General features: G+C 68.7%; 12 protein-coding genes. 5 read left to right on the top strand and 7 right to left on the bottom strand.

What is annotated here, in order from left to right:
- A partial coding sequence (locus QM624_RS02985; RefSeq protein ID WP_415088635.1) for a zinc-binding dehydrogenase occupies positions 1-537 on the top strand: 537 nt, incomplete at its 5' end.
- Positions 537-1,148 (top strand): MBL fold metallo-hydrolase, encoded by a 612-nt coding sequence (locus QM624_RS02980; RefSeq protein ID WP_415088634.1) that lies wholly within the window; start codon positions 537-539, stop codon positions 1,146-1,148. The genes QM624_RS02985 and QM624_RS02980, both read left to right, overlap by 1 nt.
- A 121-nt stretch (positions 1,149-1,269) precedes the next feature.
- On the opposite strand, the gene QM624_RS02975 is transcribed toward QM624_RS02980, so the two are convergent.
- The 6 genes from QM624_RS02975 to QM624_RS02950 form a co-directional block, all read right to left on the bottom strand.
- Complete coding sequence (locus QM624_RS02975; RefSeq protein ID WP_415088632.1) at positions 1,270-2,268, bottom strand: hypothetical protein; 999 nt, start codon at positions 2,266-2,268, stop codon at positions 1,270-1,272.
- Between the two features lie 139 nt (positions 2,269-2,407).
- Entirely contained in the window at positions 2,408-3,523 is a 1,116-nt protein-coding gene (gene trpS, locus QM624_RS02970) for a tryptophan--tRNA ligase (protein ID WP_415088630.1), read from the bottom strand.
- Between the two features lie 233 nt (positions 3,524-3,756).
- The gene (locus QM624_RS02965; protein ID WP_415088629.1) at positions 3,757-5,538 is read right to left on the bottom strand and encodes a YhgE/Pip family protein; all 1,782 of its coding nucleotides are present in this window, start codon (positions 5,536-5,538) and stop codon (positions 3,757-3,759) included.
- On the bottom strand, positions 5,535-6,419 hold the full coding sequence (locus QM624_RS02960) for a hypothetical protein (protein ID WP_415088628.1): 885 nt from the start codon (positions 6,417-6,419) through the stop codon (positions 5,535-5,537). Before QM624_RS02960 ends, QM624_RS02965 begins: the two co-directional genes overlap by 4 nt.
- Before the next feature lie 33 nt (positions 6,420-6,452).
- On the bottom strand, positions 6,453-7,100 hold the full coding sequence (locus QM624_RS02955; RefSeq protein WP_415088627.1) for a response regulator: 648 nt from the start codon (positions 7,098-7,100) through the stop codon (positions 6,453-6,455).
- Positions 7,097-8,251 carry a histidine kinase gene (locus QM624_RS02950; protein WP_415088625.1) on the bottom strand — a complete coding sequence of 385 codons (1,155 nt, stop codon included), beginning with the start codon at positions 8,249-8,251 and terminating at the stop codon, positions 7,097-7,099. Before QM624_RS02950 ends, QM624_RS02955 begins: the two co-directional genes overlap by 4 nt.
- Before the next feature lie 162 nt (positions 8,252-8,413).
- Between QM624_RS02950 and QM624_RS02945 the strand changes: the two genes are divergently transcribed.
- From QM624_RS02945 to QM624_RS02935, 3 genes are read left to right on the top strand one after another with little or no spacing between them, the layout of a single operon-like run.
- Positions 8,414-9,127 carry an ABC transporter ATP-binding protein gene (locus QM624_RS02945; protein WP_415088624.1) on the top strand — a complete coding sequence of 238 codons (714 nt, stop codon included), beginning with the start codon at positions 8,414-8,416 and terminating at the stop codon, positions 9,125-9,127.
- Positions 9,128-9,144: 17 nt separating this feature from the next.
- Positions 9,145-9,927 (top strand): hypothetical protein, encoded by a 783-nt coding sequence (locus QM624_RS02940; RefSeq protein WP_415088622.1) that lies wholly within the window; start codon positions 9,145-9,147, stop codon positions 9,925-9,927.
- 1 nt (position 9,928) lies between these two features.
- Complete coding sequence (locus QM624_RS02935; protein ID WP_415088620.1) at positions 9,929-11,182, top strand: erythromycin esterase family protein; 1,254 nt, start codon at positions 9,929-9,931, stop codon at positions 11,180-11,182.
- A 338-nt stretch (positions 11,183-11,520) separates the two neighbouring features.
- Here the strand turns inward: QM624_RS02935 and QM624_RS02930 are convergent, their stop codons facing one another.
- Positions 11,521-11,796 (bottom strand): hypothetical protein, encoded by a 276-nt coding sequence (locus tag QM624_RS02930; protein WP_415088619.1) that lies wholly within the window; start codon positions 11,794-11,796, stop codon positions 11,521-11,523.
- Positions 11,797-11,973 lie beyond the last annotated feature (177 nt).

The following is an 11,973-nucleotide window of genomic DNA, read 5'->3' as shown; positions in this document are numbered from 1 at the left end:
GCCGTGATCGGCTGCGGCGGGGTCGGCGCGGCCGCCATCGCCGGAGCCCGGCTGGCCGGGGCGTCCCGGATCATCGCCGTGGATCTGGACGACCGCAAGCTGGAGACCGCCACCCGGCTGGGCGCCACCCACACCGTGAACAGCTCCGGCACCGACCCGGTGGCCGCCATCCAGGAGTTGACCGGAGGCTTCGGCGCCGACGTGGTGATCGACGCGGTGGGGCGTCCAGAGACCTGGAAGCAGGCCTTCTACGGACGCGACCTGGCCGGCACCGTGGTGCTGGTCGGCGTCCCCACCCCGGAGATGCAGCTGGAACTGCCGCTGCTCGACGTGTTCGGACGCGGCGGCTCGCTGAAGTCCTCCTGGTACGGCGACTGCCTGCCGAGCCGCGACTTCCCGATGCTGATCGACCTGTACCTGCAGGGCCGGCTGCCGCTGGACGCGTTCGTCAGCGAAGAGATCGGTATCGACGGCGTCGAGGCCGCGTTCGAGAAGATGCACGGTGGCAACGTGCTGCGTTCGGTGGTGGTGTTCTGATGGCGGTCCGCATCGACCACGCCGTGACGTCCGGCACGTTCTCGCTCGACGGTGAGACCTTCGACGTCGACAACAACGTCTGGATCGTCGGCGACGACACCGAATGCATCGTCATCGACGCACCGCACGATCCGCTGGCGATCGTGAAGCTGATCGACGGACGCGACGTCAAGGCCGTGGTCTGCACCCACGCCCACGACGACCACGTCCGCTGGGCACCGACCCTCGGCCGGGTCACCCAGGCGCCGGTGCTGCTGCACCCCGACGACGCCGTGCTGTGGAACCTGACCCATGACACGCCGCCGGACGGCCCACTGGCCGACGGTCAGACGATCACGGTCGGCGGCGAGACGATTCGGGTGCTGCACACGCCCGGCCACGCCCCCGGCGCGGTCTGCCTCTACCTGCCGTCGCTGGGCACCGTGTTCACCGGCGACACCCTGTTCCAGGGCGGACCAGGTGCGACGGGTCGCAGCTACAGCGACCGCGACACCCTGGTGGCGTCCATCAGGGCGAAGCTGTTCCCGCTGCCCGACGACACGGTGGTGAAGACCGGACACGGCGACGACACCACCATCGGTGCCGAGGAGGAGGCGCTGGGCAACGTGTAGGGCCGGCAAGGGACGCGCTGGCTACCGCCGGTCGAGCTTGTCGAGACCCTCTGGCAACGGTTTCGACAAGCTCAACCAGCGGTGATCGCGTTGATCAACGCCTCCGGTAGGGCACCGTCGGCTACTTCTTGACGGACGAGGTGGTCTTGGAGGTCTTGGCGACGCTGAGGTAGCCGGATTTGCTGCCGGTCACCTTCACCTTGATCTTCTTGCCCTTGTCCTTGCTGGTCAGCTTGTAGCTCGACTTGGTCGCACCGGAGATCTTGCTGCTGCCGCGGTACCACTGGTAGCTGAACTTGGCACCGGACGGCTTCCAGGTGCCCGCCTTCGCCTTCAGCGTCTTACCGACCTTCGCGGTGCCCGAGATCTTCGGGGTCGGCGTGCTGGTGAACTGCTTCAGAGTCGTGATCTGCACCGACCAGGTGGCGTCGGTGGACGCGATCTGCGGGTGGAACCAGTACACCGACGTCCGCGGGACCCGGAAGGACGTGGTTGCGGTGCCACTGGTCTTGGAACCGCTGGTGAGGGCGTGGTCGTCACCGTTCACGTCGTAGAGCGCAAGGCTGAACTTCCACTCCGTCTCGCCCTCGGGACGCACATTGCCGGCGAACGTGGTGGTCATTTGGTAGGCGCCGGCTTTCAGCCGGTAGAACGGTGAGGAATTCAGCCCGACGCCACTTACTGACGTGGGCATGGCGGGCGCGCCGTCGGTGCCGACCGATTCGAAGGTGACCGTCCAGGCTGCGTCCGATCCGGCGTCCATCACCTGGAAAGTCACCTTGGTTTTCAGGAAGATCTGCACGAGTTTGTGGGTGGAATGCTCAGTCCGCTGGTCGACGGCCAGAAGTTCCAGCACGGTGTCGTTGTCGCTGTTCAGCAGCGCCCCGAACAGGGCTGGATCTTCCCCGTTGGCGTTGCCTGAGTAGGTCAGCGTCACGTCGTACATGCCCTTGGCCAAGCTCACGCTGGCCTCACCCGGACCGATCCCGGTGAGGGTCTTGGTGGCAGCGGACGCCGGTGTGGCGGCGGCCAGGCCCAATGCGGACAGCGCGATCACCAGCATGCCGAGCACCAGATGGCGCAGCGTGGTTTTCGGGCGTGCGGAATGCAACGCGGTCATTATCTGATTCCCCCGGACTTTCTTTCCTACGGCCCGATGGACCGCGAATTCTCGCGCACCCGTCCGGCACGCTCGCAACACCCTACGGGAATCGCCTGAACGAACCTTGGGGATCAGATGAATGCAGCCTGAGCAGGGCTCAGTACACCATTCCCATGGCTTGCCGAACCTCATCCAGGGTGGCCTCACCGATCGCATTCGCGCGCGCATTGCCTTCGCGCAACACCGACAGCAGGTAGCCGGGATCGGCCGACAACTCGGCACGTCGGGCGCGGATCGGGGCGAAGAAGGAGTTCACCGCCTCGGTCACCACCCGCTTCAGGCCGCCACCGCCGCCGTCGCCGATCTCGTCGGCGATCGCCACCGGGTCGCCGTCGGTGCACAGTGCGGCCAGCATCAGCAGGTTCGACACCTCGGGCCGGTTCGCCGGATCGTAGGTGATGTGCCGGTCCGAATCGGTGACGGCCTTCTTGATCAGCCGGGCGGTGGTGTCGGCGTCCATGCCGATCTCGATCACGTTGCCCTTGGTCTTGCTCATCTTGGTGCCGTCCAGGCCGAGCACGGTGGGCGCCTTGCTGAGCAGCGCCTCGGCTTGCGGGAAGACCGGCTCGGCCGGGTTGGCCCGTCCGTACCGTTCGTCGAAGCGGCGGGCGACCACCCGGGTCTGCTCCAGGTGCGGCAACTGGTCCTTGCCCACCGGCACCAGGTTCGCCTTGCAGAACAGGATGTCGGCGGCCTGATGCACCGGGTAGGTGAGCAGCAGGCCCGACATCGGCCGGTCGCCGGTCGCCTCCAGTTCGGCCTTCACGGTCGGGTTGCGGCGCAGCTCGGCGTCGGTCACCAGGGAGAGGAACGGCAGCAGCAGCTGGTTCAGCGATGGCACGGCGGAGTGGGCGTAGATGGTGCTGCGCGCCGGGTCGATGCCGATCGCCAGGTAGTCGGCGACCATGCCCAGCGCCCGTTCGCGGATCGGGCCGGTGCCGTCGCGGTCGGTGATCACCTGGTAGTCGGCGATCAGGATGATGGTCTCGACACCGGCGTCCTGCAGCCGGACGCGGTTGGCCAGCGAACCGAAGTAGTGGCCGATGTGCAGGGCCCCGGTCGGGCGGTCGCCGGTCATGATCCGGAACTTGGACGGATCGGCGGCGATCTCGCGTTCGATCGCGGCGCTGCGGGCTTCGGTGCGGCGCAGTGAGGCGTCGGAGGTGGACGCCGCGAGTTCGTCGCCCGCGTCGTCGAGCAGTGCTTCAGTCATCGTCAATCACTCGTTCGTTCGTCGTCCGGACATGCGAAAGGCCGCCACGCAGGGTGACGGCCGGGTCTATTCAATCGAGCCGTCAGCGGAGGCGCCAGTCAGCGGTTCGATGCACAGCCCGACCCTATCACCGCCGTCCCTCGCTGCTGGATCCGCCCCGCGCTCGCCGAACTATTCAGGGCTCGCCGAATTCAGCGAGCCCTAAGTAGTTCGGCGAGCGTTTGGGGTGGGTGTCAGCCCTCCAGTGGTGGATGCAGCCGGGCCGGCGTCCAGACCTGTTGTCGCCAGGCACCCAACGCGGTCGCCGCTACCGACACCAGCAACAGGCCGGCGAGCACCCACGCACCGGTGGCCAGCTGCCCGGCCGGGCCGCCGCTGATGCTGACTCGCAGCGCATCCACCAGGTAGGTCATCGGCACCACCGGATGCGCCAGTTGGAAGAAGGTGGGCATCACCTCCACCGGGTAGAGCCCGCCGGCGGCACCGAGTTGGACTATCAGGATGACCAGCATCACCGCGCTGCCGACCAGTCCCAGCCAGACCCGCAGCGCCTGGGCCAGCGCGGTGAATGCGCAGACCGCCAGCACCGAGACGCCCGCGGTGGCGGCCAGATCGACCGGCGCCAGCCCGAGCAGCAGATCGGTGACCGTCAGCAACAGCAGCGCTCCGGCCGAGCCCAGCAGGGCCGGCGGCAGCCATCCGCCGAGCGCCACCAGCACCGGATGGGTGCCGGAGGCGATGCCGCGTTTCGAGATCGGACGCATCAGCACGAAGGCGACCAGCCCGAACACCCACAGCGAAACACCGAAGAAGAACGGTGCCAGGCCGCGTCCGTAGTAGGTGGCCGGGTGGGCGACCTGGGACTCGATCTGGACCGGGTTGGCGACGGCGTCCGCGTCCCGCGCCCGTTCGGCGGCGGACAGCTTCGGCAGCGCATCGGTCGCCTTCTTCAGCCCCGCGGTGAGCCGGCGTTGTCCGTCGGCCACCTGCTGCGCCCCGGAACTCAGCGTGTCGATCTGGTCGACGGCGGTCTGTGCGGCGGCCAGGATCTCGGGCACGCGGGCGTTTACATCGGCCGCCACACCGGCGACCCGGGACGCGTCGCGCGCGACCCTGGCAGTGACCCGCTGCACCTCTCCGGTCACCCCACTGACCCGGCCGACCGCTGACTGCAGGTCCTTCACCACGTCCTCATCGGCCAACTCCGGATGGGCCGCGATCAGCGCGGCCAGGGCGTCCTTTACCTTCTGCTGTTTGGCGTTGCCGTCCTTGGCCAGCGCGGCGATGTCGGACGTGGTGGTGGCGACCTCGCGGGTGACCCCGGCCGCCTCCTTGGCCGAGCGGCGCAACGTTCCGGACGCCCGGTTCACCACCGGAACCACCTTGTCCCGTATGGTTCGGACGCCGTCGGCCACCTTCTGCCCGCCGCTGGCCAGGGTCGCCGACGCCTTCGAGGCTTCGGCAAGTCCGCTGCGCAGCGTGCCGACCGAGCCGAGTGCGGCATCGGCATAGGACTTCACCGCGGCGGCGTTGAGCTGCGACTGCAACTCCTTCTCGGCGGTTTCGGCCATGATGCCCAGGATGTAGCCCTGCGAGTTGTCGAAGGCGATGTCGACCCGTGCCCGCCGCGGCTCCTGCGAGGTGGCGATCGAGGTGAGGTCGGCGGAGAAGTTCGCCGGCACCGTGATGCTGAAGGCGAAGCGGCCGTCGGCGACACCGGCCGCTGCCGTCGACGGGTCGGTGGGGCGCCAGGTGAACGACGAGGTGTCGGCCGCGAGCTGGTCGACCAGGTCCTGCCCGCCCTGCACCTTGGTGCCCTCGACGGTGACCGGACGATCCAGGTTCACCACCGCCACCTCCAGCCGATCCAGGCGGCCGTACGGATCCCAGTTCGACCACAGGTAGATCGCGCCGTAGAGCAGCGGCACGCACACCAGGAAGATCGCCGACAGCACCGGCAGCGGGCCGCGGAAACGCCGCAGTTCGGTCAGTGTCAGATTCCAGATCTGCCTCATCGGTCCACCTCCATTGCTCGGATGAGCGAGGCGATCAGTGCCACCCCGCTCAGTTCGGTGGCGCGGTGCAGGTCGGCGACCAGCCCCGGCCAGTCGTCGGCGCTCACACCCCGGTCGACGCGGTCGACGATCACCGCCACCGGACGCGCCAGCAGGCCGCCCGCCACCGCCACTCGGACGGCGTCCGCCGGCCCGAGTTCGTCGATCGGCACGTGCGCCGCGCCCTGGTAGCCGACGTCGGCAAGCGCCTGCGGACCGTCGAGCCGGTTGTGCCGGCTGCCGTGCAGGACGGCGCAGGAGGTCAGGTACTCACCGACGGTGAGCCGCGGCTCGGCCTCGATGGCCTCCTCGACCCGGGCCGGGACCACCTGGCGGCGCAGCAGCGCCGGTGTTGTCTCCCGGCCGAGCAGCCGCACCGTCCCGGTGACCGGACGGAAGCGTCCGCTGAGCGCCAGCGCCAACTCGGCTGTCCCCCGGCTGTCGTCGCCGGGCCACAGGGTCAGCTCACCGGGACGGGCGACCAGGTCCAGCGGCGTGCTGCCGCCGGCGCTGAGCGCAACCGCTTCGAGCGCCGGGCCGGGGACGTCATCGGCCTCTTGGAGCCCAGCGGGTTGTTCTTCGGCCTCACCGCCCGGATCCGCATCGACGGGTTGCTCGCCCGTCTCGGGCAGGTCGGCGGAGTCCTCAGCGACGTCCGGCTCGGCCAAGTCCACGGCAATGTCCGGCTCGGCCGAGTCCTCAGCAACGTCCGGCTGGGCGGTCTCCGCAGGGTCGGGCCGCGTTGGCGACTCGGGACTGCCCACTCCCCCGGTGCTGGGGGCGGGCGGGTCAGGCTGGTCGGTTCCCGCGGGGGCGGCGTCGGGTGCTTCGGGAGTGGCCATGGTCGAGTATCACAGCTTGCCCGTCGCGGTGGGTCAGTCGAGCAGGCCGGCGTCGCGGATGGCCATCGCCGCCGAGACCCGGTTGTCGGTGCCGAGTTTGACGAACAGCCTGGTCAGATGGGCTTTCACGGTGGCCAGGCTGAGGTGCAGCCGGGTGCCGATCTGGGCGTTGGTGAGGCCTTGGGCCAGCAGCACGGCGATCTCCCGCTCCCGCTCGGTGAGCGAGTCGGCCACCTCGCGCAGCGCGGGCGCCGCCTGCTCGGACGCCGTGGCTGCAGCGATCACGGTCGAGGTGACCGCCGGCGACAGCACCGGTTCGCCGCGCTGCATGGCCCTGATCGCGGCCAGCAGGTCGGCAGGATCGGCGTCCTTGAGCAGGAACCCTTGCGCCTGCTGCCGCAGCGCCCGCAGCACGTAGTCGTCGGTGTTGAAGGTGGTCAGCACCAACACCCGCGGCCGGTGGGACGCCGCCCCGAGCCGCTCCAGCACGCCCAGGCCGTCCAAAACAGGCATCCGGATATCGAGCAGCACCACGTCCGGTGTCAGCTCACCGATCAAGCGCAGCGCCTCGGTGCCGTCCGCTGCCTCGCCGACCACCCGTAGCTCCGGGTCGGCCGCGAGGATCATCCGCAGGCCGGTGCGCACCATCGGGTCGTCGTCCACCAGCAGCACCGAGATCATGCCTCATCCTCCCAGGGCAGCGACGCGGTCACGGTGAACCCGCCGTCGATCGCCCCGTAGCTCGCCGAGCCACCCACGGACGCCGCCCGTTCGGTGACGCCGAGTAGCCCGAAACCGCTGCCGGTGCGATCCGGGAGCGCCAGATCGGCCAGCGGATTGCTGACCCGCACCTCCAAGCTGTCGCCGGGCACACCGGTAACCGACACCACTACCGGGGCACCGGGAGCGTGCTTGCGGGCGTTGGTCAGCGCCTCCTGGACGATCCGGTAGGCGGTCCGGCTGACCCGCGCCGGAACTCGGTCCGGCTCCACGCCGAGCGACAGTTCGATCTGCTGGTCGGAGCCGAGGTCCGCGATCAGCACCGGAAGCTCGGCCACCGTCGGCTGCGGAGGCTCCGGCGGGGCGTCCGCACCCCGCAGGCTGGACAGCACCATCCGCAACTCGTCCAGGGACTGTCGCGCGTTGCGCTGAATCAGCCGCGCCGTCTCGCGGGTCTCCTCCGGCCCCAGGTCGTCGCGGAAGGCGAGCACTCCGGCATGCATGCTGACCAACGACAGCCGGTGCGCCAGCACGTCGTGCATCTCGCGGGCGATCCGCTCCCGTTCGGCCAGCCTGGCCTGCTCGATCCGGGCCAACTCCGCGTCATGCCGGGCCTGGTCGGCGTCCACCCGGCTCTGCGACTCGGATTCCCGGCTGCGGACCAGCCAGCCGACCAGGGTCGCGATCACCAGCCCCGTCACGGCGATGGTCGATTCCACCCAGTGCGCGCCGCTCCACTCCCCCGACGCCGGCCCGACCAGCAACTCCAGCAGTTTGGCGGCGATCAGCCACAGACCCGACAACAGCACCATCGCGGCCGAGCGGGTGCGCCGGGCCAGCGACGCCTGGGTCACGAACGCGGCACCGATCACCCCAGGACTGAGGAACAACAGTCCGCCCATGGTCAGCGCCACCCCGGTCGGGAACCGGCGCCGCAGCGGCAGGATCGCCAACGCGGCGGCGGGCGGCAGCACGCTGAGCAGCCACAAAGCAATCGGATTCTCGTGACCTGGTCGCAGCAGCGGGGTCAGGTAGTACAGCCAGAACAGGACGGGGACCAGCCAGGTCGCCATCCCGGTCGGCTGCCGCTGTCGGACATCGTGCGCATCCATCCCCGGCAGCCTACGGACGGACCCCCTCGTGCTCTAGCGACCATCGGCTGATCCGACCTAGCTCATAGGCCGGCGAATCGGCGCTCACGGCGTCCGAACGGCTGCCGGAGGCGAGGCCATCGCCCGATGTCGGCGACCGGTCGGTCGCGATGAACTCGAACCATGATCACCTTCGACAAGCTGACCAAGACCTACCCCGGCCTGCGGCGTCCGGCCCTGGACGAGGTGTCCTTCACCGTCCCGGCCGGGTCGGTGACCGGATTCCTCGGCCCGAACGGGGCCGGCAAGTCCACCGCGATGCGCATCCTGCTCGGCCTGGGCCACGCCGACTCGGGCACCGCCCGGGTCGCTGGGCAGAACTACCGACGGCTGCCCGAGCCGGCCGCCGTCGCCGGCTCCCTGTTGGACGCGGACGCCTTCCACCCCGGCCGCACCGGACGCGAGGCGCTGCGGCTGGGCTGCCTCACCCTCGGCCTGCCGGCCCGACGGGCCGACGAACTGCTCGACCTGGTCGGACTCTCCGCCGCTGACGGACGCCGACGCGTCCGCGGTTATTCGCTGGGCATGCGACAGCGCCTCGGATTGGCCCAGGCCCTGCTCACCGATCCGCCCGTGCTGGTGCTCGACGAGCCGGCCAACGGGCTCGACCCGCAGGGCCAGCGCTGGCTGGGCGAACTGCTTCGGGCCCGTGCGGAACGCGGCGGTGCCGTCCTGCTCTCCAGCCATCAACTCACCGACGTGGAACGCCTCGCCGACCGCCTGGTGGTGATCGCCGGCGGCCGGGTCGTCGCCGACGACACCCCCGCCCGGCTGCGCGCCCTGCACGGCGACATCACCGAGTTCTACTTCTCCGTCACGGCCGACGCAGCCGCCTGATCCCGAAAGGACCCACGATGAACACCCTGACCCTCGCCACATCGAACTCGACCCACACCTCGGCAGGCCCGGCCGTCGATCGGCATCGACCGCTGCGACTGTGGTTGGTGGAGCTGCGCAAGCTGGTGGACACCCCGGCCGGCATCGCTCTACTGGCACTTGCCGCGCTGCTGGCCGGCGTCTTCGGCGGCGGTGTCGCCCTCGTGACCGACGAAACCACCCTTGACCGGATCGTCCGGCTGGCTGGCATCCCGGCCGGCATTCTGCTGCCGGTGCTGGCCGCACTGTTGGCCACCGGCGACAGGCAACACCGCACCGCACTGACCGGCTACGCACTCACCCCTCGCCGCGGGCAGGTGCTGGCAGCCAAGGCCTGGGCGGTAATCAGTCTCGCCGTTGTCGCCTGGGTGCTCGCCCTGCTGGCCGGGGTGCTGATCGCCGCGGTGGCCACACCGCTGGTCAACCACCCGATCGAGTGGAGCATCAACTGGACGGGACAGCTCTGGTTCGCCCTGGGCCTCGTGCTGGCCGCACTGTCCGGCTACGCCGTCGGCCTGGTCGCCGGCAACGCCCCTGCGGCCGTCAGCGTTCTGCTGGCCTGGCCGGTCTTCGCGCTGTTCCTCGGCATCGTTCCGCAGATCGCGGAGGTGCTGGCCTGGCTGGACATCAACGCGCTGGCCGCGTTCGCCGACGGCATCGAACCCGTCGAGGTGGCCCGGGTTGCCACCGGTGTGGCCGCCTGGGTGATCCTGCCCGGAACGGTCGGGGTGCTGCGGGAACTCCGCCGGGAGGTGCGCTGAGATGCCGGCCACTCCTCCCCCGGTCCGCCGTCGACGCGGTCGCGCCCTGATCATCGTCGTGCTGGCTCTCGCGCTTGTCGCTGTGGCCGGTGGCGCCGTCCGCTGGTGGCAGACCCGACCTCAGGGCAACCCGCAGGCCGTCGAGTTCGCGACCGCCCCGCTGTCACCGGAACTGACCGGCGCCACCGTGCTCGCCCTCGGCGAGGCCACTCACGGCAACGCCGAGTTCCAGCGGCTCAGGCTCGGCTTGGTGCAGAAGCTGCCAGAGTTCCGCGCCCTCGTCCTCGAGGAGGACTACGGCAGCACCGCCCGGGTGAACGAGTTCATCCAAGGCGGTCCCGGAACGGCCGAGGAGGCAGTCCAGCGGTTCGGGTTCGTGCTCAATCACACGGCCGAGATGGCGGAACTACTGAGTTGGCTCCGCGACCACAACGCCGATGTGTCGGCGGAGCAGCGGATCCAACTGGTCGGCATCGACGTCCAGCGGATCGACGCCAACAAGGAGATCGCACTGTCCTGGCTGACTCGGCACGACCCGGACGCCGCAAAGCGGCTCCGCGCCCAGCTCACCGACTGGACCGACGCCGCCAGAGGCGCCGCAGATGCCGCGGAGCGCGGCCGACGGGCGCGTCCGGTGGTGCAGCAACTGGCCACCGCCATCTCCACGACCTCCGACAAACCCGGACGCCTCCTGGCCACCAATGCGGCACGTACGCTCACTCAGTACCTCGACCTGAACGGAGCCGGCATGGACTACGGCAGGCGGCGCGCCGAACTGATGGCGGACAACCTGAACCGGACGGTCGCCGAGCAGCATGAACGCGGCAATGACCACTCGCTGCTGTTCGCCCACAACGGCCACGTCGACAAGGCCTCCGCTGCCTTCGGCTATCGCGACCTGGGCGGACTGGCCGCCGACCGCCTGGGCGACGGCTACCGGGTGATCGGCACCGAGTTCGTCAGCAGCCGATTCCGCACCGGCGAGGGACGGCAGCGCTGGGAGGTCACCATGAACAACCCGACACCGTTGCGTGGCATGTTCACCGGCACCACCCAGGGCTACCTGGAGTTCGCCATGGCGTCCGCCGAGAACCGGGAACTGCTCGGACGTCCGGTGCGGATGACCAGCGCCGGTGAAGCCTTCCAGCAATGGCAGGCCTGGATCCCCTGGTTCAACTCGGTGGAAATGGTCCCGTCAGCGAGCTACGACGCGCTGATCTTGGTCCAGCAGGCCACACCCGTCACCCCGCTCTGACCAACTTCAGGGTCATTCTCCCTGCAGTCTTTCAATGGTTCCCGAGCCAATGACACGATCGACATACACGAGAAGGAAGGGCACACCTGGTCTTGCTAGTTTTCGAGCAGTAGGAGACCAAAAGAGAAGTTCTACATTCAGGTCCGACTCTCCCGGCTCCAACGGACGCATGTCCACGGTGGATATCCCAGCACCGAGCAGAACGCCGTCGATCTGGATGGGGAACGACGGGGTCGGCGTTGGCCAAGTCCGCTTGAGACCACCCTCAACTGTTGATCTGAGCGCCAAGGCGGCCGCAACCCGCGTCGGCAGGAGCCTCGTCATAATCAGCAATTACCTTAGGGGAGTTCGAAAAAGCCCGGAGGAAGGTTGGCGGCCGATATGGACATGTTCTCCACGGTCACACGGGGTACGACTATTAGGTTGCGCTCGACGAAATTTCGTCCTGCCTTGATGTCCATCTCTACATCAGTGGCAAGATTCTCGGGATCGTAGAAGGTTACCGATACTTCGCACACATCGAACACAATTCGAGCCCGATACCAACCTTTGTCCTCCACTTCGAAAGCTGCAAACTCATCCCAGTCTCGGGGAAGTATCAGTTGCGGCTCCATACGTCTCCTTAGCGATGGTGGCACAAATCCTAGCTCTCATAGAGCCTCCGGATTGCTAAATCGGGGCTCCGTGAGCCTCTGCTAATAAAGGTCCACCCCAGCGGAAGCCACTTGGTTTCGCGCCTATCAGCGTTCTTCCTGGCGAGGCCAAGGTTATCTTCGTCGGGCGGTGGCTGG

This window comes from Micropruina sp. (assembly GCF_047606365.1).
Taxonomy (GTDB): Bacteria; Actinomycetota; Actinomycetes; order Propionibacteriales; family Propionibacteriaceae; genus Micropruina.
The sequence above is the reverse complement of the archived record's forward strand: the minus strand, read 5'-3'. Positions and strand labels throughout refer to the sequence as shown.

Excerpts from the sequence above, each read along its gene's own strand:
- QM624_RS02955 (WP_415088627.1), bottom strand. The coding sequence starts at position 7,100 with ATGATCTCGGTGCTGCTGGTGGACGACGACCCGATGGTGCGCACCGGC.
- QM624_RS02930 (WP_415088619.1), bottom strand. The coding sequence starts at position 11,796 with ATGGAGCCGCAACTGATACTTCCCCGAGACTGGGATGAGTTTGCAGCT.
- QM624_RS02935 (WP_415088620.1), top strand. The coding sequence starts at position 9,929 with ATGCCGGCCACTCCTCCCCCGGTCCGCCGTCGACGCGGTCGCGCCCTG.
- trpS (WP_415088630.1), bottom strand. The coding sequence starts at position 3,523 with ATGACTGAAGCACTGCTCGACGACGCGGGCGACGAACTCGCGGCGTCC.
- QM624_RS02975 (WP_415088632.1), bottom strand. The coding sequence starts at position 2,268 with ATGACCGCGTTGCATTCCGCACGCCCGAAAACCACGCTGCGCCATCTG.
- QM624_RS02980 (WP_415088634.1), top strand. The coding sequence starts at position 537 with ATGGCGGTCCGCATCGACCACGCCGTGACGTCCGGCACGTTCTCGCTC.
- QM624_RS02965 (WP_415088629.1), bottom strand. The coding sequence starts at position 5,538 with ATGAGGCAGATCTGGAATCTGACACTGACCGAACTGCGGCGTTTCCGC.
- QM624_RS02945 (WP_415088624.1), top strand. The coding sequence starts at position 8,414 with ATGATCACCTTCGACAAGCTGACCAAGACCTACCCCGGCCTGCGGCGT.
- QM624_RS02960 (WP_415088628.1), bottom strand. The coding sequence starts at position 6,419 with ATGGCCACTCCCGAAGCACCCGACGCCGCCCCCGCGGGAACCGACCAG.
- QM624_RS02940 (WP_415088622.1), top strand. The coding sequence starts at position 9,145 with ATGAACACCCTGACCCTCGCCACATCGAACTCGACCCACACCTCGGCA.
- QM624_RS02950 (WP_415088625.1), bottom strand. The coding sequence starts at position 8,251 with ATGGATGCGCACGATGTCCGACAGCGGCAGCCGACCGGGATGGCGACC.